Consider the following 26,009-nt stretch of genomic DNA (forward strand, 5'->3'; position numbering starts at 1 on the left):
GCCTGACTCGGCCGCTTCTCATACCTTGGGTCCAGACAGCCCGACGAGTGGCGCCTGCGGCGATTAGGGAGTATTCGCCGAGAATTTGCAGGTCAACAGGATCAGCTGCGACCCGCCCGGGCAACGTCGGTCACCCGCCCTGACCGGATGGCGGGACAGGACCGGAATATCTCAAACAGGTAACGCCGAGGGTCGTTCCGGCGGTCCGCTGGCACCCTCGCGACGGCAGGGGCGGGCGCTACGGGTGGAGCGCTGTGCGGCCGAACCGGCGCCGGTACTGCGAGGGCGTCAGCCCCGTCTCCGCCAGTCCTGCTGAGGACCGGAGGTCAACAGCACGGGCGGGCCGGCGTATTCGATGCAGATTGCCTGGTGCGCGTAGTAGGCAATGACGACAGCGGCATCACGGGTCGGGTTGTCGATGCCGACGGTGACGCATTCGCCGGTCCGAGTGCCGATGTTGTGCAGGGTGATGCCGCGGTTGTGCCAGTACGGGCGGTCGGAAATCATTTCCGCGTGCCAGGCGGTGAGTTGTCGTTCGGGGTGGTCGGCATCGGCGAGTCGGACGCGCACGGTCGGCACGAGGGCACGAATTGCCTGGTCGACGGCAGGGTCGGAGGGTATTCGGTGCACTATCAGTTCGTTGCCGTCGAGGTTGAGTTCGACCCCGGCATACGTCTGGGGCCAGCTACGAGGGCCGGCCTCGGAGACTGCCGCAGCGGCATCCCCCAGACTGTCCTGATGCGGCCAGTATGAGCGAGCCGGTGCCGCTCCGGGCTGCGGTGGTGTGCCGCTGGGCTGGGCGTTGATGGCGAGCGCCGGCAGGGCCAGCGTGAGTACGGCGAAGACTGGCACGGCCAGGAGTGTGAGCGGGGTGGGCGCACGCATTCAGACCTCCTCGGCGGAGGAGCCGCCTGGCGGTCTAACGATCGAGAGGGCGCAGTGGTTCTGGCTTTTGTGATGACGGCTGCTCCAGTGGCCGGCTGGTACCTGCCACCACGGATGCTGGACCGGTCGTGGTCGATGCTGTACGCGCGCGGCACGCTCCACATGTCGACGACGATGAACACGGTCAGGGTGATCAGCGGGATGGCGCAGCCGACGTTGGCGATGACGGCAGACGATGTCTGGTCAGCGGTGAGCTTGCCGTCGGCGTCCGTCCAACCGCCGTCGTTTCCGATGTTGTCCGGGTCGGTCAACCACATCTACGACGTGGTGGCGTAGCGGTGTTCGTCCCCTGGAGTTTGAGGTCACGCCCCTTCAGAAACCGGTCGGGGGATAGACGCGTCGCCGGCCGGTGGCCGGCGGTGGGTCCGCCTTGGCCACCGGCGTACGGGTGACGACCGGAGGTGGCGCGACGGTCGTCAGGGGCCCTGGGATGCCCAGCTCCTCCACCACGCGGATGTGCCCCGCCGGTACCGCTGCCCTGGTCTGGAAGTTGTTCGGGTTGCCGCTCTTGTCCTGGCGCCACTGGTCGTTGCCGTCGACGGTCGCCTTCGGCAGGTCGAAGGCGAGGACGAGGCCACCCTCGTCGGCGACGTCGCGCAGGGTGGGCTCGTTGCGTTTCATCCCCATGGCCCACTCGGTGTGCTGCCGGGCGTAGGACAACGCCAGCTCGAAGTCGAGGGTGACGGTGTTCCAGCCCTGGTCCTTGCTCTCGCTGGCGATGTCGTGCTTCTCCCAGCGCTTGCAGCCGATGGCGCTGCCGGCCTTGCTCGGGGTCAGGCCCGTCGCCTGGATGCCGCCGCCGTAGTAGTTGCACCGGTTGGTGCCGTGATAGAAGCGGTACACGTCCGCGGGCGGCGGGTCCTGTGCCGGGTTCGCCAACCGCCACAGCCCTTGCTGCCGCCCGTTGTACGTCTGAAGTGCCTCCGCGTCGCTCGCGTTCACGCCGAGGCGTTCGAACGCCGTGGCCGACCGGTACAGGATCAGCTTGTCGGCGACGCTGGCGAGCCCCGGTGCGGCGTACTTCGTGGACAGGACGATGGTGTTCATGGTGGGCAGGTAGTCGCTGCCGACGGGCGTGTCGAGAAGCGTGACGGTCAGCGGCGTGCCGCGGGCGGTGTCGATGGCTCCCACCACGTCGGCGAGCACCTGATGGGTCGCGCACAGGTGCGCCAGCCGCGCGGTCAGCGCCTGATGCGGGTGCGGAGCCGGTAGCTGGGCCGGTGCGGGGGATGCCTCGTTCGGCTGCATTCCGTGACGCTAGGCGAGGCGATCGCGGAGCGTCATGGTCAAGTCACCAATCGGACGCGAACCGGCGTACGTTTCACGTCTCCACACGAGACCGGGGGCCGGCACCCACCTGAGGCGGGTGCCGGCCCCCGGCCGGGAACTGCCGACCGTCAGACCCGGCGGAGCCAGAAGGTGAGGCCGGCCGACTCGTCGGTGAACGGGCGGGGGTCCGGCCAGGACGGCTCCCCCTCGGCGCAGTCGCTGGCCAGCACCTCGTCGGCCACCAGGTCGCGGTGCTCCGCGAGCGCCAGGGCCGTCTCCTCCCGCGTGGTGGTGTACCGCAGCGCGATCCGGTCGGTCACCTCCAGCCCGGAGGCCTTGCGGGCCTCCTGGATCTGCCGGATCGCGTCCCGGGCCACCCCGGCCCGGCGCAGCTCGGGCGTCAGGTGCAGGTCCAGCGCCACGGTGGCGCCGGCGTCGCTGGCCACGGCCCAGCCCTCCCGGGGCGTCTCGACGACGACGACCTCGTCCGGCGCGAGGGTGACCGGCTCGTCGCCGACCAGCACCGTCGCCGTGCCCGACTCGCGCAGGGAGTCCCGCAGCGCCGCCGCGTCCGCCGCCGCGATCGCCTTGGCCACCTGCTGTACGGCCTTGCCGAACCGCTTGCCGAGGGCCCGGAAGTTGGCCTTGGCCGTGGTGTCCACCAGCGAGCGGCCGGCGTCGCCCACCGCGTCGACCGACCCGATGTTCAGCTCGGCGGCGATCTCGGCCAGCAGGTCGGCGGGCAGTTCCTCGAAGCCCTGCGCCGAGGCCAGCGCCCGGGACAGCGGCTGCCGGACCTTCATTCCCGAGTCGGCCCGTGCCGCCCGGCCCAGCTCGACGAGCCGACGCGCGAGCGCCATCTGCCGCGACAGCGCCGGGTCGATCAGCGACTCGTCCGCGACCGGGTACGACGCCAGGTGCACCGACGGCGGGGCGTCCGGGGTGACCGGCACGATCATGTCCTGCCAGACCCGCTCGGTGATGAACGGCGTGAGCGGGGCCAGCAGCAGGGTGACGGTGCCGAGCACCTCGTGCAGGGTGGCCAGGGCAGCCGGGTCGCCCCGCCAGAACCGCCGCCGGCTGCGCCGCACGTACCAGTTGGAGAGGTCGTCGACGAACGCGGCCAGCAGCCGCCCCGCCTGGTGGGTGTCGAACGCGGCCAGCGCGTCGTCGACCGCCCGGACCAGCAGGTTCACCTCGGAGAGCAGCCAACGGTCCAGCACCGGCCGGTCCGCCGGGGCCGGGTCGGCGTCGGACGGCGACCAGCCGGCGGTACGGCCGTACAGGGCCTGGAACGCCACGGTGTTCCAGTAGGTGAGCAGGACCTTCCGCACCACCTCCTGCAGCGCGGTGTGCCCGACCCGCCGGGCCGACCACGGCGAGCCGACGGCCGCCATGAACCAGCGCACCGCGTCCGCGCCGTGCTGCTCCATCAGCGGGACCGGTTCGAGGATGTTGCCGAGGTGCTTGGACATCTTCCGGCCGTCCTCGGCCAGGATGTGCCCCAGGCAGACGACGTTCTCGTACGACGACCGGTCGAAGACGAGCGTGCCCACGGCCATCAGGGTGTAGAACCAGCCACGCGTCTGGTCGATGGCCTCACAGATGAACTGTGCCGGGTACCGGCTCTCGAAGAGCTCGACGTTCTTGTACGGGTAGCCGTACTGGGCGAACGGCATCGAGCCGGAGTCGTACCAGGCGTCGATGACCTCGGGGACCCGCCGGGCGGTGGTGCCGCAGTGGCAGGCGAAGGTGACCTCGTCGATGAACGGCCGGTGGGGGTCGAGCCCGGTCACGTCCGAGCCGGTCAGCTCGCTCAGCTCGGCCAGCGAGCCGACGCAGGTCAGGTGCCCCTCCTCGCACCGCCAGATCGGCAGCGGGGTGCCCCAGTAGCGCCGGCGGGACAGCGCCCAGTCGACGTTGTTGTTCAGCCAGTCGCCGTACCGGCCGTACTTGACCGTGGCGGGGTGCCAGGTGGTGCGGTCGTTCTCGCGCAGCAACGCGTCCCGCACCTCGGTCGTGCGGACGTACCAGGAGGGCTGGGCGTAGTAGATCAGCGCGGTGTGGCAGCGCCAGCAGTGCGGGTAGCTGTGCTCGTACGGGACGTTGCGGAAGAGCAGCCCACGGGCGGTCAGGTCGTCGACGAGCGGCCCGTCGGCCTCCTTGAAGAAGAGCCCGCCGACCAGGGGCAGGTCCGCCTCGAACCGGCCGTCGGGGCGCACCGGGTTAACCATGGGCAGCCCGTACGCCCGGCAGCTCGCGAGGTCGTCGGCGCCGAAGGCCGGGGCCTGGTGGACCAGACCCGAGCCGCTGTCCGTGGTCACGTAGGAAGCCAGCACCACGATGTGCGCGTCGGGCACGTCGACCAGGTCGAACGGCGGCTGGTACCGCCACCGTTCGAGCTCCGCGCCCTTGAACGACTCGCCGGTGAGGTCCCAGCCGTCACCGAGCACCTGGGCCAGCAGCGGCTCGGCCACCACCAGCTGCTCGTCGCCGTCGGTCGCCACCACGTACGTCACGTCGGGGTGCACGGCCACCGCGACGTTCGACACCAGGGTCCACGGCGTGGTGGTCCAGGCCAGCAGCGACGCGCGACCGGCCAGCGGCCCGGAGACGAGCGGGAAGCGGACGAACACCGACGGGTCGACGACGGTCTCGTAGCCCTGGGCGAGTTCGTGGTCGGAGAGGCCGGTCTCGTCCCGGGGGCACCACGGCGCGACCCGGAAGTCCTCCACCAGCAGGCCCTTGTCGAAGATCTGCTTCAGCGACCACCAGACGGACTCGATGTACTCCGGGTCCATCGTGCGGTACGCGGCGTCCAAGTCGACCCAGTAGCCCATCCGTTCGGTGAGCTGGGCGAAGGCGTCGGTGTGCCGGGTGACCGACTCACGGCAGCGGGCGTTGAACTCGGCGATGCCGTACCGCTCGATGTCCTGCTTGCCGGTGAAGCCGAGCTCCTTCTCGACGGCGAGTTCCACCGGCAGGCCGTGGCAGTCCCAGCCCGCCTTCCGCGCGACGTGGAAGCCCTTCATGGTCTTGTAGCGGGGGAAGAGGTCCTTGAAGACCCGGGCCTCGATGTGGTGGGCGCCGGGCATGCCGTTGGCGGTCGGCGGCCCCTCGTAGAACACCCACTCCGGGCGGCCGCTGGACTGCTCCAGACTGCGCGCGAAGATGCTGTTGGCGTGCCAGAAGTGCAGGATCTCGCGATCGAGTTCGGGCAGATCCACCTGGGTCGGTACGCTGCGGTACATCGCTCCTCCGTCGGGCGTCTGTTGATGCTCCGGCGGAGGGACGAGGCCGTACGGCCCCGCGGTACCACCCTCCTTGGCCGCGTTGCGGCCCGCTCGTTTGGGCTGCGGTCGGTTCTACTCGGCCGGTTGGCCTTTCCTCCGACGGCTCCGGGGTGATCTTCCCGCCGCGCAACGCCCTCGGGCTTCCACCATCCCCGAGTCGCTCGCGGCTGCGTGCGACGGTACTCGTCCCCATCTGCGCCTTGCGCCGCCATGTTAGCCCACCCGCGGGCCGGCCGGACCGACTCGGGTACGGCGGCCCGGAACCGCCCCCGCCACCCGGTTCGTCAGGCCGGCACCGGCTGGTCGAACTGGGTGCGGTACAGCTCGGCGTACCGGCCGCCCCGGGCCAGCAGGTCGGGGTGCCGGCCGCGTTCCACGATCCGGCCCTGCTCCAGCACGAGGATCTGGTCGGCGGAGCGGATCGTGGAGAGCCGGTGCGCGATCACCACGCTGGTCCGCCCGGTCAGCGCCTCGGCAAGCGCCGCCTGCACCGCCGCCTCGGACGTCGAGTCGAGGTGCGCCGTGGCCTCGTCGAGGATCACCACACGCGGGCGCGAGAGCAGCAGCCGGGCGATGGTGAGCCGCTGGCGTTCGCCCCCGGAGAGGCGGTACCCCCGCTCGCCCACGACCGTCTCCAGGCCGTCGGGCAGCGAACGGATCAGGTCGGCCAACCGCGCCCGGCGCAGCACGTCCCACAGCTCGTCCTCGCCCGCGTCCGGCCGGGCGTAGAGCAGGTTGGCGCGGATCGTGTCGTGCAGCAGGTGGCCGTCCTGGGTGACCACCCCGAGGGCGTCCCGGATCGAGTCGCCGGTCAGGTCGCGCACGTCCCGCCCGGAGAGGCGGACGGCGCCCGCCTCGACGTCGTACAGCCGGGGCAGCAACTGCGCGATGGTGGACTTGCCGGCGCCCGACGAGCCGACCAGGGCGACCATCTGCCCGGGCTCGGCGTGGAACGAGATCCCGTGCAGCACCTCCTCGCCGCCACGGGTGTCGAGCTTCGCGACGTCCTCCAGCGAGGCCAGGGAGACCTTCTCCGCCGACGGGTAGCCGAAGCGCACGTCGTCGAACTCGACCGCCACCGGCCCGTCGGGCAGCGGCCGGGCGTCCGGCCTGTCCTCGATCATCGGCTTGAGGTCCAGGATCTCGAAGACCCGCTCGAAGCTGACCAGCGCGCTCATGATCTCCACCCGCGCGCTGGCGAGCGAGGTCAGCGGCGCGTACAGGCGGGACAGCAGCAGGGCGAGCGCGACCACCGCGCCGGCGTCGAGCTGCCCCCGGATGGTGTACACGCCGCCCAGGCCGTACACCAGGGCCAGCGCGAGGGAACCGACCACCGTGAGGGCCGTGATGAAGACGGTCTGCAACATGGCGGTACGGACGCCGATGTCGCGCACGCGCCGGGCGCGGACGGCGAACTCGGCCGACTCCTCCGCCGGCCGCCCGTAGAGCTTGACCAGGGTGGCGCCGGGCGCGGAGAACTTCTCGGTCATCCGGGTGCTCATCGCCGCGTTCAGGTCGGCGGCCTCCCGTTCGAGGCGGGCCAGCCGGCGGCCCATCCGGCGGGCGGGCAGCACGAAGACGGGCAGCAGCAACAGCGCCAGCAGCGTGATCTGCCAGGAGAAGGTCAGCATCACCGCGAGCGTGAGGAGCAGCGTCACCGCGTTGCCGACCACGCCCGAGAGCGTGTCGCTGAACGCCTGCTGCGCCCCGATCACGTCGTTGTTGAGCCGCGAGACCAGGGCGCCGGTGCGGGTACGCGTGAAGAACGCGACGGGCATCCGCTGCACGTGGTCGAAGACGGCGGTCCGCAGGTCGACGATCAGGCCCTCGCCGATCCGCGCCGAGAGGTAACGGGTGAGCAGCCCGAGGCCGGCCTCGGCGAGCGCGATCACGGCGATCGCCACGGCCAGCCGTACCACCGTCGAGGTGTCGGTGCCGGACACGATGGCGTCGACCACCCGCCCGGCCAGCACCGGCGCGGCCACGGTCAGCACCGCCGCCACGACGCTGCCCGCCAGGAACCACCCGAGCAGGCGGCGGTGCGGGCGGGCGAAGCCGCCGATCCGCTTGAGGGTCGCCCTGGAGAAGGGCCGCTGGTCGCGCTGGTGCATCGCGTGGTGCAGGGACATCCAGGCGGTGACTTCCATGCTCATGCGGCGAACCTAGGACCTGGAGCGAGGTTGAGGTCAAGCCGTTTTCCCGTGCGGGCACCGGGACGCGGGCGGCGGTGGGCACCTTCCGACACGCCGTGCGCCACGGGGTTGCCCGCTCGCGGACAGGGCCGCCTGGCGATACCCTGCGTGCTGCACCCGTCACGCCGTCGTCGTTCGAGAGGAACCCGTCGTGAACCGTGAGCCGGTCGCGGAACCGTCCTTCGCCAGCGAAGGAGCCGAGCCGATGCCCTGGTCGCGGGCGCACGAGCGGCTGACGGAGGCGGGAGAGTTCTTCCTGTCCACCGTCCGTCCGGACGGCCGGCCGCACGCCGTGCCGTTGCTGGCCATGTGGCTCGACGACGGCATGTACTTCTGCTCCAGCGGGTCCGCCCACAAGGTCGGCAACCTCGCCGCCAACCCGCACTGCGTCCTGACCGTCGGCAGCCCCGAACTGGACCTGTCGATCGAGGGCACGGCGTCGCGGATCAGCGACCCGGCGACGCTGCGGCGCGTCGCCGAGGCCTACGGGAAGAAGTACGGCTGGGAGGTGACCCCGGTCGACGGCGGGATCGACGGCGACGGGATCGGTCCGTCGCCGTACGTCGTCTTCCGGGTGACCCCGGCCAAGGTGGTCGGCATGGACAAGGGATCCGGCTTCAGCGCCACCCGCTGGCGGTTCGACTGACGAGAGCGGTCCGGCGCGTCGGCCGGGCACCCCGGCTGGGCGCGGTGGCGAGATGCGGCGGCGGCCAGCGTCGGCCGCGGAGGGCGGCCGCGCACGGTGGCGGCGAAGCAGCCCGGGGCGCCGGTCGACCCTGGGAGGCGCGGTCGTCGGGTTGATATCCTCGCCGGACCGGCCCACCTGACCGGTGCGAACCCGCTCCGCTCGTCACCGCTGCCCCGAGCGCGGCCGACGGCGACCCGGAGCAGCTCAGGACAGTCGAGAGCCGAGGCGATGATGACCACCTTCAGTTGGTCGGAGCTTCGGCGCCGGCCCGTCTACGAGGACGACCAACTGCTCGTCCTCGACAAGCCGCCGGGCATCTCCGTGATGGGTGAGCGGCACGCCGACTCCCTGACCGACCTGGCCGCCGCCGCCGGGGAGCCGGTGCACTGGGTGCACCGCATCGACAAGGTCACCTCCGGGCTGCTGCTGCTGGCCAGGACGCCGTCGGCGCACGCGTCGCTGACCCGGCAGTTCGCCGACCGGGGCGCGGACAAGCGCTACCTCGCCTGGGTCGAGGGGGCACGGCTGCCCGACCGGGGCACCATCGACCTGCCGCTGCGGCCGGGTCGCAAGGGCACCATCCGGATCGCGGGAGAACGCGAGGCCATCCGCTACGACGCCGACCGCCGCCGCTTCGAGCTGCCGGAGTCGGCCGTCGACCGGTCCAAGCCGTCCTACGAGTCGCGTACCGAGTTCGCCACGGCGCTGGTCAGCGGCGACCGTACGCTGCTGGCGCTCAAGCCGGTCACCGGGCGGCGTCACCAGATCCGCGTCCACCTGGCGTGGCTGGGCTTCCCGATCGTCGGTGACCCGCTGTTCCACCGGGGGCAGGCGGAGCAGCGGACGTACCTGCACTCCTGGGGCTGCGAGATCACCTGCGACTGGCGGGACGAGCCGCGTACCCGGTTCTGGGCCCCGCCCGGCGAGGAGTTCCTCGACGCCTTCGCCGACGGCCGCAAGCCCCGACTCGACGACGCCCTCGAGGCGCTCGCCGGCTGACCGGCGCGCCCCCCGCCGGGTGCCCGGTCGCGCGCGTTCGCCGGAAGTTCCAGCTCAGGTGCGCGGTAGGTGTCGTTTCAGACAGATCCGGCCCCATGTTCCTTCTCGGCATAGCGGCGCGGCGGGCTTGACCATTAGGCTCGATTGCTGAGTGGAGCTGCCGGATATCGCCTCCACTCGATGCCGGGTTGCGAGTATTGGCTGGTTGCGGCACCGAAGGGCAGGACGGAGTGACCCGAGACGGCGAGCCAGGGGCCAACTTCGCCGAACGCGAGGACAACCGACGCGTGGCGTACGAGGTGACCGGCGCGCCCGACGGCTTCCCCGTCTTCCTGCTCCACGGAACGCCCGGCAGCCGGCGCGGCCCGAAGCCCCGCGGCATCGTCCTCTACCGCATGGGCGTCCGGCTGATCGCCTACGACCGGCCCGGCTACGGCGACTCCGACCGTCGGGAGAACCGCGACGTCGCCGACGCCGCCAGCGACGTCGAGGCGATCGCCGACCACCTGGGCGTGGAGGAGTTCGCGGTCGTCGGGCGCTCCGGCGGCGGCCCGCACGCCCTCGCCTGCGCGGCCGACGCCCGCCTGCGCGGCCGGGTGACCCGGGTGGCGGTGCTGGTCAGTCTCGCCCCGTGGAACGCCATCGAGCTGGACTGGGTCGGCGGCATGAACACCGGCAACGTCCGCGGGTTCGGCGTCGGCAGCCCCGACACGGCCACCGTCGTCGAGGAGATCCGCCAGCGCGCCGAGCGGGCCGCCGCCGACCCGCGGCTGCTGCTGTCCGACCTGCGGACGGAGATGAGCACGGCGGACCGTCGGGCGGTCAACGATCCGGCGCTGCGCCGGCTCATCACCGACACCTACGCGGAGGCACTGCGCTCCGGCCCGTACGGGTGGATCGACGACGTGCTGGCGTTCCGCCGTCCGTGGGCGTTCGACCTCGGGGCGATCGACACCTCGGCGACGCCCGTGCGGCTGTGGCACGGCGCCGACGACAACTTCGCCCCGGTCAGCCACGGCCGTTGGCTGGCCGCGCAGATTCCCGGCGCCGAGATGGAGGTACGGCCCGGGGCGGCGCACTTCGACGCGGTCGAGGAGCTGCCGCGCATCCTGCGCTGGCTCGTCGACCCCGCCGCGGCGCTCGACGCCGACCTGCTGATCGGCGCTCGGCCCGGTCAGTAGGGATGCGGGTCGAGCACCCGGCGCACGTACCGCCCGTCGCGTAGCACCACCACGCTGGGGTGGTGCTGCCCGATCCGGTTCGCGAGCCGGTCGGCGATCCGCATCCGGCCGATGCTCACCCGCCCGCCGGACAACGCCTGCTGGGCCGTCTCCAGGTTGCCCCGACTGCGCAGCGTGTCCGGGTGGTTGGCCCCCAGCACCTCGGTGAGCTGGTCCACCACGGCACGCAGCCGGTCACGCCCCTTCTCCGTCTCCCCGGCGAGGATCGTGAAGACCGCGACGTTGTTGGCGGCGGCCATGGCGAACGGGTGCCGGTCGCCGAGCGTCGTGAGCATCGTCCGCGTCGTCTCGTCGGTGAGGGAGCGGCCGGTGCCGGTGTCGCCGGCGTCCCACAGGGCCACGCCCAGGTTGATCCGGCACACCAGCGAGTACGGGTGCTCGGCGCCGAACACCCGGACGAACTGCTGCTCGACCTCGCCCAGTTCCGTCAGGGCCTGCGCGCTCTGCCCCAGCAGCATCAGGTTGGCCGTCCGGCTGAGATGGCTGAACAGGGTGTCCGGGCTGACCGGCCCGAGGGCGGCCAGCAGCCGCTGGTGGGTCTCGTCGAGCAGTTGGGTCGCCTCGGCGATCTCCCCGGTGCTGCGCAGCGAGACGGCCAGGTTGGCCTGCGCGGTGAGCAGGTCACGGGAGTGCTCGCCGTAGAGGTTCCGGTAGCCCGTCACCACCTCGCGCAGCAGCGCCACGGAGCCCTCGTAGTCGCCGGTCTCCCGCAGGTCACGCGCGAGGTTGTTGGCCGACGCGAGCGTGTTGGGGTGCTCCGGGCCGAGGACGACGCGCAGCCGGCGGTGGGTGGCCTCGTCGCCGTCGAGGGCCTTGTCGAACATCCCCATCAGCCGGTAGGACGCGGCCAGGTTGTTCGCCGCCGTGAGGGTGCGCCGGTGGTCCTCGCCGAAGACCTCGACCGAGGCGCCGTACGTCCGCAGGTCGCGCTCCAACGCCTCCTGGTAGCGACCGAGGGTACGCAGGTCGGCCCCGTAGCCACCGGCGGTCATCAGCGTGTGCGGGTGGCTGTCGCCGATCAGCTCCTCCTGCTCGCGCAGGGTCTCCTCGTCCAGCCGGTGGGCCTCCTCGAAGCGCCCGAGGCTGCGCAGCACGTTCGCCCAGTTGAACCGCAGGTGCAGCAGCTGCACGCGCAGCTTGCGGTGCGCCGGCCCGTCCGGCGGCAGCTCCGCCAGCAGGCCCGACCAGACGGTCTCGGTCTCGCGCGCGTAGCGCTCGCCCTGCTCGTAGCCGCCGCTGACGTAGATGTAGCGAATCCGGTCGATGACCAGCTGCCGGACGTTGTCGTCGCGGCAGGAGATCGCGTCGGAGCCGTCGAGGTGCGGCCAGAGCATCCGGAACCGCTGCCGGTTCGCCGGATCCTCCACCTCGCCCTGCGGACGCGATCCGGCGAGGATCTGGTGCACCTCGTGCTTGGCCTTGGCCAGCTCGTCGTCGGACATGCGGGCGCGCAGGGCGGCCTGCAACAGCCGGTGCACCTGCACCCGGTGGGCGTGCGGGTCCAGCTTGATCAGCGCGAGCTTGTTCATCCGCTGCACCAGCGCCGCCGCGATGTCGCGTTCGGACACCCGGTCGGCGACCCGGTCGGCGACCACCGGGTCGTGTGGGGCGATGACCTGGGCCACCTGGTCGCTGTAGAGCAGGTCGAGGGAGATCTCCGGGGCCAGCACCGAGGCGAGTTGGAGGAGCCGGTAGGCCCCCGGCGAACTCTCTCGCAGCCGTTGCAGCGGGAGATCCCAGACCTCCGTCTCCAGGCCGGTGCGGCGGAGCCGGGCCAGGTATTCGTCGACCGGCGTCCGGGTGTCGGCCAGCCACGCCCCGACCGTCGCGACGAAGATCGGCACGTTCTCCACGGCGTCGGCGACCTGCTCGGCCTCGGCGGCGCTCATCAGGTGCTCGCCCAGTCGGGCGCGCAGGTGTGCCACGCTCTCCGCCCGGTCGAACGCCTCCACGTCCACCGCCCGTGCCAGGTCGCCCCAGTCCGGGTTGCGGGTGGTGACCAGCACGTGCCCGTTGCCCTGCGGCAGGTACGGCCGGACGTCCTCGTACTGGTCGGCGTTGTCGAAGACGAGCAGCCAGTGCGGTGGCGCGCTGCCGTCGGCCCGGCGCTCGGTCTGGCTCAGCCGCTGCCGCAGGGCGCGGTTGGTCTCCGGGATCGTCGTCTGGCTCGGCAGGCCCAGCTCGTCGCTGAGCTCCGTCATGATCACGTCGACGAACTGCGGCGGGTCGGCCGCCACCCACCAGATGATGTCGTACGCGCCCCGGAACCGGTGTGCGTACTCGATGGCGAGCTGCGTCTTGCCCAGACCGGGCCCGCCCCGCAGGGCGACCGGGGTGCCCCCGCCGCCCGACGCCCGCAGCTCCTCCCGGAGCCGGCGCAGCAGATCCTCGCGCCCCGTGAAGCGGGCGTTGCGGGCCGGCGCGTTGAAGACCGTGGCGCGCACCCCGGGGAAGCGGGCGGGACGCAGGCCGGCCGTGCCCACCGTGCGCCCCACCAGCTTCAGCAGGTGGGTCGCCGCGTCCTCGGCGGTGAGGTCGTGCACCGCCGCCCAACTGCCGACCGGGACGTCCGGCACGGGCGGGGTGTCGTCGACGTGCAGGGCCAGCCAGCCCGACGCGGCCCGCCCGCCGCCGCTGCCGGGGCGGGCGCGCTGGGCCGCCAGGTAGGCGCGGGACACCAGCCGGACCTCGCGGAACGCCGTGCCCGCCTGCTCGGGTGCCGGCCCGTCCACCGGGGCGGTGACCACCCGCAGGTCCGCCGAGTTCAACACGGTCTGCGCCCACTCTGCCCAGACCTGGTCCTCGGGCACGTGGCGCAGCACGATCAGCTCGTCCACGACCGTCGGCTTGCGCTCGAAGCGCTGCACGGTACGGCGGCGCAGCTGGTCGTCGATCCGGGGCAGGCCGGTGATCCTGCCGTTGGTGATGTGGCTCGTCAACGTCTCGTACGCGGACAGCAGCGTGGTGCGGCCGCCCGGCTCGTCGCCGAACGTCGCCAGCGTCTCCTCGTAGGCGTAGTACGCGCGGTAGGGCACCTCGACGGTGAGCCAGTAGGCCTGCCGCTCGCTGTCGGTCATGCCGCCCGGCAGGCCGGTGAACTTCTGCATAGCCAGTGACCGCCCGGCGTCCCGCTTGCTCTTCTCCCCGTCGTCGACGCGCATCGGCACGGGCAGCACCCGCCGGGCCCGGCGCCCCTCGTAGTCGCGGACCCGGGCGGCCACCGCCGCGGCGCCGTCGATGCCCTGGTCGCTGAGGGTGAAGCAGTCGACCAGGACGTCGGGAAGGTGGATCGTGCAGATCTCGGCGACGTCGCTGATCCCGGTGCGGCTGTCGATGAGCGCGTAGTCGTAGTGCCGCTTCATGTCCTCGCGCAGCGCGTCGAAGAACTGCGCGCCGCCGAGGCGGTTGTAGAAGTTGTCCCAGTTCAGGCCGGTCACGCTGGTCGCGTAGTCGGGGTTGTGCCGGCCGGCGAGGAGCAGGTCGAGGCTGCCGCCGCCCGGGAACTCCCAGCCCACCGAGAACGCGTAGCGGTGGACGCGGGCGAACTCCCGGTGCCAGTCGCCGGGCCGGGGGTCGGCGCCGGTCTCCTCGCGCCGGCGGGCGTTCTCCCACTCGTAGTCCAGGATCAGGTCCATGACGCCCCCGGTGGTGGCGACCTGTTCCCGGTCCAGGAACGGGGCGTAGAACCGGTGCAGGCCGGGAGACTCCAGGTCCCAGTCGGCGACGAGCACCCGTTGGCCGTTCGCGGCGAGGATCCACGCGGTGTTGGCCAGCGCCATCGTGCGGCCCGTACCGCCCTTGTAGGAGTAGAAGGTGACGACCTGCCCTTCGCGCGATGGCGTCATCGCTCGTCCTTCCCTCGCGTCGTGTCGAACGGCCGCAGCGGCGGCAGGCCCGGCCCGGACGCCGGCGGGCCGTGGGACGGCCGCAGGCTCGGCTTCGGGGTGGCCGGGCCGTCCGGTGGGTCCACCGGGCCGTGCCGGAGGAACTGCTTGCGGGCCTCGGTCACCAGCAGCGGGGCGCAGCGCTCGAACTCGTCGATCGCGCGTGCCGGCAGTACCCGGGGAAACCCGGCGTCCTGCAACGTACCGGCGATCTCCTCGGGCGCGGACTCGCCACGCGCGTGGTCGGCGGCGATGACCAACGGGACGGCCCAGCGCGGCAGGCCGTCCAACGCGGCGCGGGCGGCGGCGGCACCGGCCGAGGCGTCCACCAGCACGACGGTGGGGCAGCCCGGTGCCAGGGCGCGGGCCGTCGCCAGGCCGACGACGCGGGTGGGCAGCCCGAGCCGTTCGGCGGTCGCCGCCACGTAGTCGGCCACCGCCAGTTCGTGCTGCCCGGCGTACGGGCGCCACTGCGCGTGGTCGGTGAGGGCGGTGACCACCAGCACCGGGCCGTCGCTGTCGGGCACCGGGTGACTGGACAGCGTGGCCGCCCGCGATCGGGCCAGCGGCTGCGTCTCGGCCACCGTGACGATCCGCTGCGCCAGCGTCGTGAGGATCCGCCGGTACTGGTCGTGGTAGGCGCCGAGCTTGCAGAGGGCACGCAGTCCGTTCTCGGCGTAGTCGGCGCGGTCGTCGGGCTGCCGGACCAGGTCGAGGGCCTGCGTCGTCTCCGGCTGGTCGCCCCACGACGGCAGCGGCAGCCACAGCACCGGCAACAGGTGCCGCTCGGCCTGCGCCGGGGCGAGCCGGGTGAGTCGACTGCGGAACGACTCGCGTTCGCCCAGGGCCCACGCGTTGCGGAAGTAGTTCGGCGAGTGCAGCGGTACGAAGACGTGCGTGAGGCTGAGTGCGTCGGTGAGCGTCTGCCGGAGGTCGGCCCCGGGGCTGACCTGGCCGTCGAAGAAGCCGGCGTCGAGGTCGACGCCCCTCGTGGCGGCGTGCCGGACGGCGGTGGCCAGGTCGTTGAAGAACCGGTTGACCCAGTAGTCGGTGTCCGGCCGGACAGCGGCCGACAGCGGCACCGAGTGTGCGTAGCTGAGGAAGAAGTAGGTCTCCCGGCGGGGCGCGCGGGGCGGGGCGGGGTCAGACCACGTCATGGCCGCCCTCCTCGAACGTGGTGCGCAGCTGCCGCACGTCGGTCGGGACCTGGGCCTGCACCCAGTGCGTCTGGTACGCCCGGGCGATGCGCTGCGCCAGCCGCCAGACCACCGCGTCGTAGGCGGCCCTGCCGGTCTCGCCGAGGCTCAGCAGACCGTAGATGCCCTCTTCGTGGTATTGCGGCGCGATCTCCGGAGGCAGCCGGGTGGGGGTGAACATCTGCCGCCGCGACACGGCCTCCGGCAGCCGGCGACGCTCCACTTGCGACCAGTTGACCGGGATGACCGGCGTCTCCCCCGCGGACGGGTCTGCACCCGGCCGGGTCAGGACCGGCCGGCGGGTGAACGCGTCCCACTCCCGGGCGCACCAGGCGCTGTTGAGGTAGTGGGTGGAGATCAACGGAATGAAGACCTGGCAGTGCCCGGCGGCGAAGGCGAGGTCGTCGGTCCACACCTGCCCGCCGTCGAGCAGCCGGTCCATGAAACCGGCCGTCCGTCCCGGGCCGAGGCCGAGCAGCTCGACGACATGGTCGGAGAGGTCGACGAAGAGCTGGAAGACCTTCTGGTTGGTGTCCCGGGGTGCCGCGACCTGGTTCTTCTTGTGGGCATAGCTGAGGAAGAACACGGGGGCGCTCTCGTCCTCCCAGAACTTTTCCTCTGCCACCTAGGGCTCCCGACCGGTGCAGCGACTCCCAGCCGTCCACATTATCGACCGGGGCCAACCCTGCGCTGCCCCCTCCGTCACTGCCGGTGTTCATCCATCCATCCCCGGGCGAAGTCGACGGCCACCCGGAGACCCGTGAGCCGGCAGTCGGCGGCGCCGACGCGCCCGCGTCGTACCGCACCGGTGGCCGCCAGGGCCCGGCCGATCAGGGGGAAGTCGGTGTCGTGCAGATCCGGGGCCCGGAAGTCGCGCCGGACCCGCCGCCCGGCGCCGTCGCGCACGTAGCAGCGGTACGCCCGGTCGGCCGGCGGTCGGCGCAGCCGGTACTCGGCCAGGTGGAACGCCGTGCAGACGGACCAGTCGACGCCGAGCAGGAGCACCACGGCGTCGGCGGCGTAGAGCGCGCCCAGGGGAGACCGTTCACCGAGGTGGCAGTCGAGGTCGTGGACGGCGGTCAGCCGTACCGCGTCGGGGCCGAGGGCCGCGAAGGAGGTCTGCGGGTGCCGGCTCCGGGACGCGCCCGGCTGCCGGCGTACGTGTTCGGCGAAGACCCCCATGCCCTCCGCGGGGCTGCGCCGCGGGTCGAACGGCACGATGGCCGCCTCCGCCGCCGCGACCTCGGCGGCGCCCATGCCGGCGGTCGCCAGCCGGAACGCCCGCGACGTGGTGGAGTTGCCGGCCGTCTGCGCCGGTACGACCACCGTGCCCGCGCCGCCCAGCACGTCCCGCAGGGCGGCCAGCAGCGCGGCCGGGCCGCCCGCCAGCCGACCGACCCGGGACAGGGCGCAGTGCACCAGCACCGTGGCCCCCGGCGGCAGGCCCAGCGCGCGCAGGTCCGCCGTCAGCGTGTCCCGCCGCAGCAGGCCGGTGGTCACTCCCACCCGTCCACCGTGGCGCGCATCCCCCGGACGAACCGCTCGCCGGCAGCGGTCAGGGCGTCGAGGCCGAGCAGGGCGTCGAGGGCCCCCTCCGTCCAGGCCCGGTAGCGCCGGAAGTGCCCCTCGGCGGCCGGTCCGGGGCGGCGGCGCCACACGTCGGCGACGGCCAGGTGGGCGTAGACGCCGTGCAGCACGCCCTCCACCGGGCGGGGGTCGTCCCGCCACGGCACGCGCAGCGTACGGGTGTCGGCGCGGTCGAACAGGTCGCAGACGTCCAGCACCGCGCTGAGCTTGAGGTGCTGCACTTCGTGCACCAGCAGCACGGCGAGGGTCGCGTCGTCGGGCACGGGCGTGACGGCCACCGCGCCGAAGGCGACGCCGGCGGCGGCACTGCGGAACCGGCCGGTCGGCTCCGCGCGCAGTGGCACGACCGCCCGCAGCAGCGTGCGGATTCCCGCCGCGTAGTCGGTGGCCTCGGTGTCGATCCGCCGCACCGCCTGATCCAACTGCCGCGTCCATCCGAGCGCGGCGGCGCCGGACAGGCGCGGTTGCACCGGCAGGTCGAAGCAGTCCCGGTGCGGGTCGGTGTCCTCCAGCAGCAGCCGGTCCCCGCCGGGACGGACGGAACGCACCGGCAGCCAGCCGTCCGACCCGTCCTCGCGGGCCGGGTCGCCGTCGTGGCCGGGGTCGGCCGTGATCCGCCGGTCGGCGAGCCGGATGTCGCCGTCGTCGGTGCCGAGCCGGACGACGCCCCGCTCGAAGCCGACGGCGAGCGCGCCGAGCGTCGGGAGGCTGACCAGCCCGTCGCGCACCGGGACGGGCAGGTCCACCCGCACCCGGGCCCGGACGGCGGCGGCGGCCGCCACGCAGGCCAGGTAGGACAGCTCGGCCGCCCCGTCCCGGCACCGCCGGACCCAGCGGCGCACGAACGGGTGGGTCAGCACGGCACCCACGGCGTCGGGGTGCGCGTCGTCCAGGTGGACCAGCAGCCGCCACCCGTCGGCCGCCACCGGGTCGCCGGCGGCCCGCTCGCTGAGCGTGACCAGCAGGGCGCGTACCAGCGCCAGGTGGACGGCGGCGAGCTGCGCCGCCGAGCCCGCCGTGCCCGGACCGGAGGCGAGGTCGTCGAGGACGCGCGGGCTGAGCGAGTCGGTGGGCTGGGCGGGCCCGTCGGCGACCGGTGCCGCCGTCACCACCCGGACGAGCTTCAGCAGGTCCGGACAGTAGACGGACGGGTTGTCGAAGCCGTTGCGGGCACGGTAACGGTGGGTGTAGAGCCCGCCGCCGCAGTGCCCGACCACCGGGCACGCGCGGCAGGCGTCGCAGAGGCCGGCGAGCCCGGTCTGTCGTACGGCGATCCCCGGGTGGGCCGCGGCGTCGTCCACCCGGTGGCGGAAGACGTCCAGGCCGGTGGCGGCGGCGCCGTCGAAGGCGGACTTGAGCGTGTCGACCTGCTCGAAGCTGCCGTCGGTCTCGACGACGACCAGGTCCGCCGGGCCGAGCCCGACCGCCTCGCTGCGGCTGCCGTGCCCGGACGCGCTGGCGAGCAGGGACTCCAACAGGCGGATCGGCACCGGGCGCCCGTCGGCCAGCCAGCGCTCGTGGACGGCCAGCAGCCAGTCGGCGTACGGCGTGGGGTGGCCGTCGGGCCGGCCGGGCGGGCTGTCCCAGTTGGCGTGGGGCAGCAGGAAGTCGATGTGCGGCGGCTCCTCGGCCAGCAGCGCCTCGTAGACGCGGATCGGGTCGTTGGCGAGGTCGACGGTGCAGAGGATGCCCGCGTAGCTGGTGCGGTAGGCGGGGCTGCGCAGCAGTGACAGTGCCCGCAGTACCTGGTGGTGGCTGCTCGCCCCGTTGGCGTGGCGGCGGTGCCGGTCGTTGGCGGCGCGGTCGCCGTCGAGCGAGATCCCCACCTTGACGTCGTGGGCGACCAGCACGTCGCAGATCGTCGGTGTGAGCAGCACGCCGTTGGACTGCATCCGCAGGTCGAGGCGGGCCACCGGGCCGATGACGCGCCGCAGGGTGGCGGCGGTGGCGTCGAGCCGGGCGGCGCCGGCGAGCAGGGGCTCACCGCCGTGCAGGACCACCCGTACGACGTCGAGTCGGTGCGCCGCCGCGTGCTCCGCGATCCGCTCCGCGGCGGCCCGCACGGTGGCGGGGGACATCATCCGGGGCTGGCGCCGCCAGGACTGGTCGGGATGTTCGTAGACGTAGCAGTGGTCGCAGGCGAGGTCGCAGCGGCTGACCAGCTTGAGCACGTACTGGGTCAGCGGGGCGACCTGAGCTGGCGGCCGGCTGTCCGGCCCGGCTGGCTCAGATCGCAGAGATGAAGGCCGCGACATCGACACGGGCCGGGCGATCCTCCCTGCGGCTGGTCACGCGGGCGACGGAGCGGGCCCGGTCGAGCGGGATCCGGCCGAGCGGGGTGCGCCGGAGGTCGTCCAGTGGCGGCGGAGTCGGATCGGGCTGGCGTACGGTGCGATCCACGTCGGTTCCCCCAGATGGAGTCGGGAGTGGACGGACGGCCGCCCACGCGACGGTCAACGGCGACTATCGACGATGCTATATGGCACAACGTGTGATGTCACGGCTGCGCAGCGCCATCCTGCTCGACGACTCTCGCCATCCAGCCCTCGTTGGACAGCGAGATGATCCGCTCCGCCTCGGCGACGAACGCGTCGTCGTCGGCCCAGCCCAGCCCGGCCTCGCGGGTGGTACGCAGCCGGGTCAGCTGGTCGGCGGTGCGGGCGTACTCGATCTGGTGGTGCTCGTACTGCTGGGCCGAGCCGTAGCCGACCAGTGCCGTGGTCACGGCCGCCGCGACACCGATCCAGGCGGTCAGCCCGAAGTTGTCGCCGAGCACCCCGACCGTCGCGGAGACCAGCGCGGCGACGATCGTGAGCCCCGTCGCCGCGTACCGGACCCGCCTCGCCGCGCGGGCCATCCGGCGGGACGCCGGCAGGTAGTACCCGTCGATCTGCCGTTGCACCCGTTCCGTCAGGTACGTGGGCACGTCGGAGACCGCCGGCAGCTGCCGGGCGACCGGTGGCGCGTCCAGGGTGCGGCCGACCAGGTCACCGGCGTCGTCCATGAGCGCGTCGAACCGGCCGAGCAGCACGGCGTCCCGGTCCGCGCCAGCGAAGGGAGCGACCCCGGCCAGGTAGCGGTAGGTGTCCGCCTTCAGCGCCTCGGAGACCGAGCGGAGCCGGGTCCACGCGTGCACGGCGTCGCGGGAGGACCACCGGGCGGCCAGCGGCACCACGAGCAGCGCCGCCGCCGCGACGATCGCGAGCGCCCGCCCCACGCCGGGGTGGGCGTGCCCGAGCTGGTCGGCGAGGGTGCCGCACACGGCGGCTCCCACGGTGAGCGCGGCGACGGTCAGGCGCGCACGGATGATCGCGCGCTTGGCCTCGCCGGACGCCCAGGACCAGGCGGCCTGCCGCTGCCAGACCGTCGCGACCGCTGACCGGACATCGAAGTTCGCCACGACCGAATGGTAGGACGGCCGCGCCCGTGCCACGGGGATCCGAGGCCGCCGGGCGGTGGTCAGCGTGGCAGGAAGCCGTCGTACGCCTCGTCGTACCAGTCGGCCTCGTTGTGCCGGCGGATCACGCCGTCGACCCGGGTGAGCATCAGCCAGTTGTCGTTGAGCACCAGCGCCGCGTCCTCGGACCGGTCGGCCAGCACCCGACCCACGGCCCGCAGCATGTGCGGCCTGCCCTTCTCGGTCAGCGTGTCCTTGCGCATGTGGAAGCCGATGTCGACGTAGGCCTCCGGCTCCCACGCCCACACAGCCCCGTCCGCCTCCGCCTCGTAGTAGCCGTGTCTGCCCGACGTGATGCTGACGACGAATCCGCTCTCGTCGTTCAGATTGGCGCTGAGCAGGCGGTTGCCGGCCGGCGTCGGTGTCTCGGCGGCACCTGGGGCGACGAGTCCGGCCACCAGTTCCAGTGGGACGTCGCCAGCGAGCGTCAGTCGGTAGGTGATGGACATTGTTCGGTCTCCTCAGTCCCGCCGGACGATCTCAACGAACGTGCCGTTCCGTGTGACTACCACCAGTTCCTTCAACGCCGGCACGGGCCAGTCGTCGAACTGTTTCCGCAGGGCGGCGAGGTCTCCCCTCCAGTCCTGGAGATTCACCACCACGCGCTGCGTCTGGGCGTCCGCGACCTTCCTGGTGACCGCGCTGCCGATGGCGCGGACCGAGGTGGTGGGACCGGGAGCGTAGCAATCGAAGACGAGTCCTTCGATGACGTAATCCGGCGACCTTTCCGGGTCGACGACGTCACCGGCGTTCAGCTTGGCCGTCGCGACTTCCTGCTTCGTGGGGTTCTGGTGCACCCGGTAGCCCTTGTAGGCGAGCGTGTCGGCGGTCTCGTTCTCCAGTTCCAGGCTGCGGCGTTCCGTCGGCCTCTCCTTGCGGGCGATCCGGGTGCGTGGTCCGGTCGGTGTGTCGCCGGGAGGTCCGGTCGCCGGCCTGGTCCAGGGCGCGTGGCCGCCCGTGGGGTCATGTGTGGACTCCGCGTCCCCGGGATCGTGGCCGGTGGTGTCGGCGGTGTCCCCCGAGGAGGTGGTGGGGGCGGGTGCTGCGGTGCCGGGGCTGGTCGGTGTGTCGCCGCCAGCCCCGCTCAGTTTCCCGCCGACCCCAGCTGTCGGGCCTCGGCGATCGCCGTCTCGACCGCCTGCTGGGCGCCGGCGGTGCGTTGGGCGACCGCCGTCAGGACCTGCGTGATGCTCTCCAGGGACTGCACGAGAGGGCCGGGTTGGCCGCCGTGCAGGACGGTGGTGACGAGCTGTCGTGTCTGGCGTACCTGGGTGATGGTGGCGGCGGCGTTGTCGCGGATGCCGTCGCACGCGTTCTGCACGGGTGCCAGGCCGGTGATTGTCTCGTGCGGGCTGGCTTCCTGCGGGACGGCCGCGGTGGTCTTCGTGGCCTCGCCGATGGTGGTCGCGAGGCTGCCCAGGCTGCCGCGGATGGTCGAGATGCCGTCGCGTACGCGCGTCAGCCCCGCCGCCACGGCGGCGAAGCCGGCGCCGGCCGCGCGCAGGGCCACCTCCTGCGCCTGGCTGTCGGCGGCGGACGCCAGGGCCTGCGCCCTGTCGACGCCGGTCGCCAACGCGCGCAGTTCCCCGGTGATCTTCTCGATGTGCGACACGCGGCCGACTCCCCGATCGACGACGATGGGACACCCGAGAAACTAGCGACATGTGCCCGGGGCCCGCCAGGTGATTGGGGTGGGGCAGGGCCGCGTCGGGCGGCCTCCGACGCCATCACGCGGCCCGCCTCCCGCGGCGTCCACTCCGGTCGTACGCCCGCTCAGGCCGGCGTGGCGGTGGCCTTGCGGTGCCGCTCGGCCCGGCGACGCACCTGCGTGTACGCGCTGGTCAGGCCCATCGCCCGGCGGACCTCGACGAGCGTCTGCCGCACCTCGTGGCGGGTCCGTTCCGTGCCCTCGAAGATCAGCTGGTCGACCAGCCCGGGCTCGGCCTCGATCCGGGCCCGGCGTTCCCGGATCGGGTCCAGGAACCGGTTGAGCGCGACGACCAGTTTCTCCTTCACCTCCACGTCGCCGACCCGCCCGGCCCGGAAACGCTCCTTGAGGTCGTCGACCTGCGCCCGGTCGGGGTTGAAGACGTCGTGGTACGCGAAGACCGGGTTCCCCTCGACGGTGCCGGGTACGTCGGCGCGGATCCGGTTGGGGTCGGTGAACATGCCCAGCACCGCGCGACGCACCGTCGCCGGGTCGGCGGAGAGCGCGATCGCGTTGCCCAGGCTCTTGCTCATCTTCGCTTGGCCGTCCGTGCCGACCAGGGTCGGCGTGTCGGACGCGATCATCTCCGGCACGGGGAACACCTCTCCGTAGAGGTGGTTGAAGCGCCGGGCGATCTCCCGGGTCACCTCCACGTGCGCCGCGTTGTCCTTGCCGACCGGGACGACCTGCCCCTTCACGCAGAGGATGTCGGCGGCCTGGAGCACGGGGTACCCGAGCAGGCCGTACGGCATCTCCTCCTTGCCGGCGTCGCGGGCCATGTCCTTGAGCGAGGGCACGCGTTCCAGCCGGGGCACCGTGACCAGGTTCTGGAAGAGGGTGTTCAGGTCGCCGACCTCCGGGATGGCCGACTGGAGGTAGAAGGTGGCACGCGCCGGATCGACGCCGGCGGCCAGGATGTCGGTGATCATCTCCCGGGCGTTGCCCGCGACCCGCTCGATGTCCTCGCGGGTGTTCCGCGTGGTGAGCATGTGCAGGTCGGCGATGATGAAGAAGCTCTCGTAGCGCTGGTGCAGCCGTACGCGGTTGGCGATGCTGCCGACGTAGTGGCCGAGGTGCAGCCGCCCGGTGGGGCGGTCCCCGGTGAGCATCCGTGCAACGGACATGGTGGTACGCCTTTCGTGCCTGGTGGACGAGATGTGCGCGGGCGCGCGCCGACCACGGGTGTCTTCCGGGGTCGGTCAGGGTCGACTCAGTGAGTCGAACGCCATCGCGCGCCGTCGCGGAACCGCAGTCCACCGGCACGAAGTACGTCGATCATCCGCTCGCGGCCGTCACCGGAGCGGGTCGGAGAGATGGTCACGACGCCGAGCGGGAGGCCGTCGATCCGGTCGACGGCCTCCGGCGCGTAGCTGATCGGCCGGACCATGCCCCCACCGTAACCGGTCCGACCGCTTCCCGTGCCCGCGCTCAGCCCTGCCGGTAGGTCTCCCGGTAGTAGTCGCCGACCTGCTCCCGGTAGCCGGGCTCGCCGTACGCGTCCGGGTCGAAGGCCGGGGACTCCTTGACCTGCTCACGGGCACGGTCCACGTGCACCGCGCGGTCCAGGTGGTCCACCCGCGTCACGGTGCCGGCGGGCAGCAGGACCTTGCGGCGGAAGATCCACGGGCCGGTGTCCACCACCAGCCAGCGGGCGTCGGTGTCGTCGTTGGCCTCGTCGACCGAGCCGATCCGCCCGTCGGTGGCCTCCACCTGGTAGCCGACCAGGTCGAGCGGGGTGCCGGGGCCGGGGGCGTCCGGTCCGTCGCTGCCGGGCTCCGGCCCGTCCGGGGGTGCGGAGCCGGGGTTGGCCCCGGAGTACCCGCCGGCGAGGGCGGACGGGTCACGCCAGTCCCAGGGATTGAACGTGGATGGCTGCACGGTCACCTCCGATGACGGTCTGCGGCGGTCCCGGTATCCAGTGCCCCACCCACACCCGGGGGAAACAGCATCGCAATTATCGGTTCACTGAAATGTCATCGTGCGAAGTACGTCATATTCGTCGCCCGTCGATGAACGGGACGGCTGCGCCGCAGGTCGGGGCGACGGAAAATGGGCGCCACACATTCGGCGCGGATGCGGATTGTCCACCCGGCACATTCGCTCCGTCATCGGGAGCCGGCCATTCTGGGCCCGCAACCGACCGACAGGGAAAAAGGGGACATGGATGTACCGCACCATTCGCCGACTCGGGGTCGTGCTCGCCGTCGCGCTCGGACTCGTCGCCGGGGCCGGGGCCGGCGCGCAGGCGGTCGTCGTCAACCCGGTCACGCCGCAGTCGCTCTGCGGGCTGGGCTACGTGGCCCTGGACCAGGACCCGATCCGGCACGCGGAGACCGGCGTACGGCTCGGCACCGTCTACCTGTTGCACAACCCGCTGCTCGGCTACGGCTGCACCGTCACCGTCAAGTCCGCCTATCTGGGCACGCTGACCCGCACCCAGGTCTACCTCGCCGCCCAGCACCTGCCCACCCAGGCAGACGACGGCGACAGGCTCTGGGCGGCCGGGCCAACCCGGGCGTACGTCAAGGGCGGTTGCGTCATCTGGGGCGGGTTCATGGCCGACCAGAACGGCACGATCCACTACCACGACCGGGCGAACCCCGCGATCGGCGGCATCGGCACCTGCTTCTGACTCTGACGAAGCGGTTCGGGAGGCCCGCGATGATGCGGACCTCCCGAACGGATCGCGCTGGCATACTCGGCAGCCATGGTGCTGTCGCGCGGCTGGGCGCTCTTCCTCGCCGGGGTGGGAATCTGGACCTGGGTGATCTGGCCGAGGTTCGCCATCGCCATCTGGAAGGACCCGCGGTCCTGGGCCACCGGCACGGTGGGCGAGTTTCCGGCCACCGGTTTCCTCTGGATCCACGCCCTGCTGATCGCGGCGTCCCTGGTCATCGGCACCACCGTCGGCGTGCTTGGCGTCCGGGGCTGGCGGGCGGCCCGCCGTCGCCAGCTGCCGGGCGCGGACCAGGCCAGCTGAGGCAGGCGCGCTGAGCAGGCAAGATAGCCGACCGGGAATGATGTGACCCGGGACGCTACCCCCGGATTTGACGTTCAAACCCGCAGACGCGTAACTTTCTCTCTGCCAGCGCGGAACGGGGCAAACGGGACGAAAGTCCTGAAGCTCCGGGCCGGACTGGCGCCGGGTCGGACAGGGTCGACATCCTGGACGACGCGGCCCCCGGGCGGGGCTCGCCAGATGTGCCGCGAGGCGGATTTGGCGCAGCGGGACCGACCGGGTAAGGTTCACGGCCGGCAGGGAACCGGGCGAGCTCGCGGGAGACCGCAGAGCGGCCGGTCTGCCAAATCCGATGATCAAGTACAGCGGTACGCCGCTGCGCGCGCTCATCGGTGCCAACCCGTACGAAGCACGACAGACCGGCACAAACGGTTTGACACGGCAGAGACGGTGAGGTAACGTAGTAAAAGTGCCCGGCCGCGAGAGCGGCGGGGCAGTGAACGAAATGCCCCGGGTCGGGGGCTCCACGGTGTGGGGTTTCTGGGCGGTGTGTGGTTGTTCTTTGAGAACTCAACAGGGTGCTTGATAAGC

At 72.3% G+C, this 26,009-nt stretch carries 22 protein-coding genes; 6 read left to right on the forward strand and 16 right to left on the reverse strand.

Annotation, left to right across the window (positions count from 1 at the left end; all coding sequences use genetic code 11):
* Nucleotides 1-288: 288 nt before the first annotated feature.
* Nucleotides 289-852: a hypothetical protein gene (locus ACGFIR_RS31340; RefSeq protein ID WP_393148975.1), complete on the reverse strand. Its 564-nt coding sequence runs from the start codon at nt 850-852 to the stop codon at nt 289-291.
* A gap of 120 nt (nt 853-972) precedes the next feature.
* Between ACGFIR_RS31340 and ACGFIR_RS31345 the strand changes: the two genes are divergently transcribed.
* Entirely contained in the window at nt 973-1,221 is a 249-nt protein-coding gene (locus tag ACGFIR_RS31345) for a hypothetical protein (RefSeq protein WP_393148977.1), read from the forward strand.
* A gap of 36 nt (nt 1,222-1,257) precedes the next feature.
* Here the strand turns inward: ACGFIR_RS31345 and ACGFIR_RS31350 are convergent, their stop codons facing one another.
* The 3 genes from ACGFIR_RS31350 to ACGFIR_RS31360 form a co-directional block, all read right to left on the reverse strand.
* Nucleotides 1,258-2,193 (reverse strand): hypothetical protein, encoded by a 936-nt coding sequence (locus tag ACGFIR_RS31350; RefSeq protein ID WP_393148979.1) that lies wholly within the window; start codon nt 2,191-2,193, stop codon nt 1,258-1,260.
* A 149-nt stretch (nt 2,194-2,342) separates the two neighbouring features.
* Nucleotides 2,343-5,465, reverse strand: coding sequence for an isoleucine--tRNA ligase (gene ileS, locus ACGFIR_RS31355; protein ID WP_393148981.1), 3,123 nt, complete (start codon nt 5,463-5,465; stop codon nt 2,343-2,345).
* 326 nt (nt 5,466-5,791) lie between these two features.
* Entirely contained in the window at nt 5,792-7,660 is a 1,869-nt protein-coding gene (locus ACGFIR_RS31360) for an ABC transporter ATP-binding protein (protein ID WP_393148983.1), read from the reverse strand.
* Nucleotides 7,661-7,850: 190 nt separating this feature from the next.
* Here ACGFIR_RS31360 and ACGFIR_RS31365 point away from each other — a divergent pair, with 190 nt between their 5' ends.
* The 3 genes from ACGFIR_RS31365 to ACGFIR_RS31375 all read left to right on the forward strand — a co-directional run bounded on the left by ACGFIR_RS31365 (nt 7,851) and on the right by ACGFIR_RS31375 (nt 10,567).
* Nucleotides 7,851-8,345 carry a pyridoxamine 5'-phosphate oxidase family protein gene (locus ACGFIR_RS31365; RefSeq protein WP_393008506.1) on the forward strand — a complete coding sequence of 165 codons (495 nt, stop codon included), beginning with the start codon at nt 7,851-7,853 and terminating at the stop codon, nt 8,343-8,345.
* 273 nt (nt 8,346-8,618) lie between these two features.
* Nucleotides 8,619-9,386, forward strand: coding sequence for an RluA family pseudouridine synthase (locus ACGFIR_RS31370; protein WP_393008504.1), 768 nt, complete (start codon nt 8,619-8,621; stop codon nt 9,384-9,386).
* A gap of 230 nt (nt 9,387-9,616) precedes the next feature.
* Nucleotides 9,617-10,567 (forward strand): alpha/beta fold hydrolase, encoded by a 951-nt coding sequence (locus tag ACGFIR_RS31375; protein WP_393148985.1) that lies wholly within the window; start codon nt 9,617-9,619, stop codon nt 10,565-10,567.
* Here ACGFIR_RS31375 and fxsT read toward each other — a convergent pair.
* The 12 genes from fxsT to ACGFIR_RS31435 form a co-directional block, all read right to left on the reverse strand.
* A complete protein-coding gene (gene fxsT, locus ACGFIR_RS31380; protein WP_393148987.1) occupies nt 10,561-14,472 on the reverse strand; it encodes an FxSxx-COOH system tetratricopeptide repeat protein in 3,912 nt (1,303 codons plus the stop codon). The two genes, ACGFIR_RS31375 and fxsT, sit on opposite strands and share 7 nt — an antisense overlap.
* Nucleotides 14,469-15,668: a TIR-like protein FxsC gene (locus ACGFIR_RS31385; RefSeq protein WP_393148989.1), complete on the reverse strand. Its 1,200-nt coding sequence runs from the start codon at nt 15,666-15,668 to the stop codon at nt 14,469-14,471. The genes fxsT and ACGFIR_RS31385 overlap by 4 nt, the downstream gene beginning before the upstream one ends.
* A complete protein-coding gene (locus ACGFIR_RS31390; RefSeq protein WP_393148991.1) occupies nt 15,655-16,332 on the reverse strand; it encodes a TIR-like protein FxsC in 678 nt (225 codons plus the stop codon). The genes ACGFIR_RS31385 and ACGFIR_RS31390 overlap by 14 nt, the downstream gene beginning before the upstream one ends.
* A 77-nt stretch (nt 16,333-16,409) precedes the next feature.
* Nucleotides 16,410-17,207 carry an aminoglycoside N(3)-acetyltransferase gene (locus tag ACGFIR_RS31395; RefSeq protein WP_393149007.1) on the reverse strand — a complete coding sequence of 266 codons (798 nt, stop codon included), beginning with the start codon at nt 17,205-17,207 and terminating at the stop codon, nt 16,410-16,412.
* A complete protein-coding gene (locus ACGFIR_RS31400; RefSeq protein ID WP_393149009.1) occupies nt 17,204-19,549 on the reverse strand; it encodes an FxsB family cyclophane-forming radical SAM/SPASM peptide maturase in 2,346 nt (781 codons plus the stop codon). The genes ACGFIR_RS31395 and ACGFIR_RS31400 overlap by 4 nt, the downstream gene beginning before the upstream one ends.
* A gap of 242 nt (nt 19,550-19,791) precedes the next feature.
* Nucleotides 19,792-20,694, reverse strand: a complete 903-nt coding sequence (locus ACGFIR_RS31405; protein WP_393148993.1) for a DUF4231 domain-containing protein — start codon at nt 20,692-20,694, stop codon at nt 19,792-19,794.
* A 59-nt stretch (nt 20,695-20,753) separates the two neighbouring features.
* Entirely contained in the window at nt 20,754-21,200 is a 447-nt protein-coding gene (locus ACGFIR_RS31410) for a SitI3 family protein (protein ID WP_393148995.1), read from the reverse strand.
* Between the two features lie 12 nt (nt 21,201-21,212).
* Nucleotides 21,213-21,635, reverse strand: a complete 423-nt coding sequence (locus ACGFIR_RS31415; RefSeq protein ID WP_393149011.1) for a hypothetical protein — start codon at nt 21,633-21,635, stop codon at nt 21,213-21,215.
* Nucleotides 21,636-21,835: 200 nt separating this feature from the next.
* Nucleotides 21,836-22,363 (reverse strand): DUF6244 family protein, encoded by a 528-nt coding sequence (locus tag ACGFIR_RS31420; RefSeq protein ID WP_393148997.1) that lies wholly within the window; start codon nt 22,361-22,363, stop codon nt 21,836-21,838.
* Nucleotides 22,364-22,524: 161 nt separating this feature from the next.
* Nucleotides 22,525-23,583, reverse strand: coding sequence for a tryptophan--tRNA ligase (gene trpS, locus ACGFIR_RS31425; protein WP_393148999.1), 1,059 nt, complete (start codon nt 23,581-23,583; stop codon nt 22,525-22,527).
* Nucleotides 23,584-23,669: 86 nt separating this feature from the next.
* A complete protein-coding gene (locus tag ACGFIR_RS31430; RefSeq protein ID WP_393149001.1) occupies nt 23,670-23,846 on the reverse strand; it encodes a hypothetical protein in 177 nt (58 codons plus the stop codon).
* A 41-nt stretch (nt 23,847-23,887) separates the two neighbouring features.
* Complete coding sequence (locus ACGFIR_RS31435; protein WP_393149013.1) at nt 23,888-24,337, reverse strand: PRC-barrel domain-containing protein; 450 nt, start codon at nt 24,335-24,337, stop codon at nt 23,888-23,890.
* 286 nt (nt 24,338-24,623) lie between these two features.
* Here ACGFIR_RS31435 and ACGFIR_RS31440 point away from each other — a divergent pair, with 286 nt between their 5' ends.
* Both ACGFIR_RS31440 and ACGFIR_RS31445 read left to right on the forward strand, forming a co-directional pair.
* Entirely contained in the window at nt 24,624-25,091 is a 468-nt protein-coding gene (locus tag ACGFIR_RS31440) for a hypothetical protein (protein WP_393149003.1), read from the forward strand.
* Between the two features lie 75 nt (nt 25,092-25,166).
* Entirely contained in the window at nt 25,167-25,439 is a 273-nt protein-coding gene (locus ACGFIR_RS31445) for an SCO4848 family membrane protein (RefSeq protein ID WP_393149005.1), read from the forward strand.
* Nucleotides 25,440-26,009: the final 570 nt, after the last annotated feature.

It is taken from the genome of Micromonospora sp. NPDC049051 (assembly GCF_043197575.1).
GTDB lineage: Bacteria > Actinomycetota > Actinomycetes > Mycobacteriales > Micromonosporaceae > Micromonospora.

What these genes read in the sequence shown, in the direction of transcription:
- ACGFIR_RS31400 (WP_393149009.1), bottom strand. Translation starts at nt 19,549, where the DNA reads ATGTCGCGGCCTTCATCTCTGCGATCTGAGCCAGCCGGGCCGGACAGC.
- ileS (WP_393148981.1), bottom strand. Translation starts at nt 5,465, where the DNA reads ATGTACCGCAGCGTACCGACCCAGGTGGATCTGCCCGAACTCGATCGC.
- ACGFIR_RS31410 (WP_393148995.1), bottom strand. Translation starts at nt 21,200, where the DNA reads ATGTCCATCACCTACCGACTGACGCTCGCTGGCGACGTCCCACTGGAA.
- ACGFIR_RS31430 (WP_393149001.1), bottom strand. Translation starts at nt 23,846, where the DNA reads ATGGTCCGGCCGATCAGCTACGCGCCGGAGGCCGTCGACCGGATCGAC.
- ACGFIR_RS31350 (WP_393148979.1), bottom strand. Translation starts at nt 2,193, where the DNA reads ATGCAGCCGAACGAGGCATCCCCCGCACCGGCCCAGCTACCGGCTCCG.
- ACGFIR_RS31440 (WP_393149003.1), top strand. Translation starts at nt 24,624, where the DNA reads ATGTACCGCACCATTCGCCGACTCGGGGTCGTGCTCGCCGTCGCGCTC.
- ACGFIR_RS31370 (WP_393008504.1), top strand. Translation starts at nt 8,619, where the DNA reads ATGACCACCTTCAGTTGGTCGGAGCTTCGGCGCCGGCCCGTCTACGAG.
- ACGFIR_RS31385 (WP_393148989.1), bottom strand. Translation starts at nt 15,668, where the DNA reads ATGACGTGGTCTGACCCCGCCCCGCCCCGCGCGCCCCGCCGGGAGACC.
- trpS (WP_393148999.1), bottom strand. Translation starts at nt 23,583, where the DNA reads ATGTCCGTTGCACGGATGCTCACCGGGGACCGCCCCACCGGGCGGCTG.
- fxsT (WP_393148987.1), bottom strand. Translation starts at nt 14,472, where the DNA reads ATGACGCCATCGCGCGAAGGGCAGGTCGTCACCTTCTACTCCTACAAG.
- ACGFIR_RS31360 (WP_393148983.1), bottom strand. Translation starts at nt 7,660, where the DNA reads ATGAGCATGGAAGTCACCGCCTGGATGTCCCTGCACCACGCGATGCAC.
- ACGFIR_RS31445 (WP_393149005.1), top strand. Translation starts at nt 25,167, where the DNA reads ATGGTGCTGTCGCGCGGCTGGGCGCTCTTCCTCGCCGGGGTGGGAATC.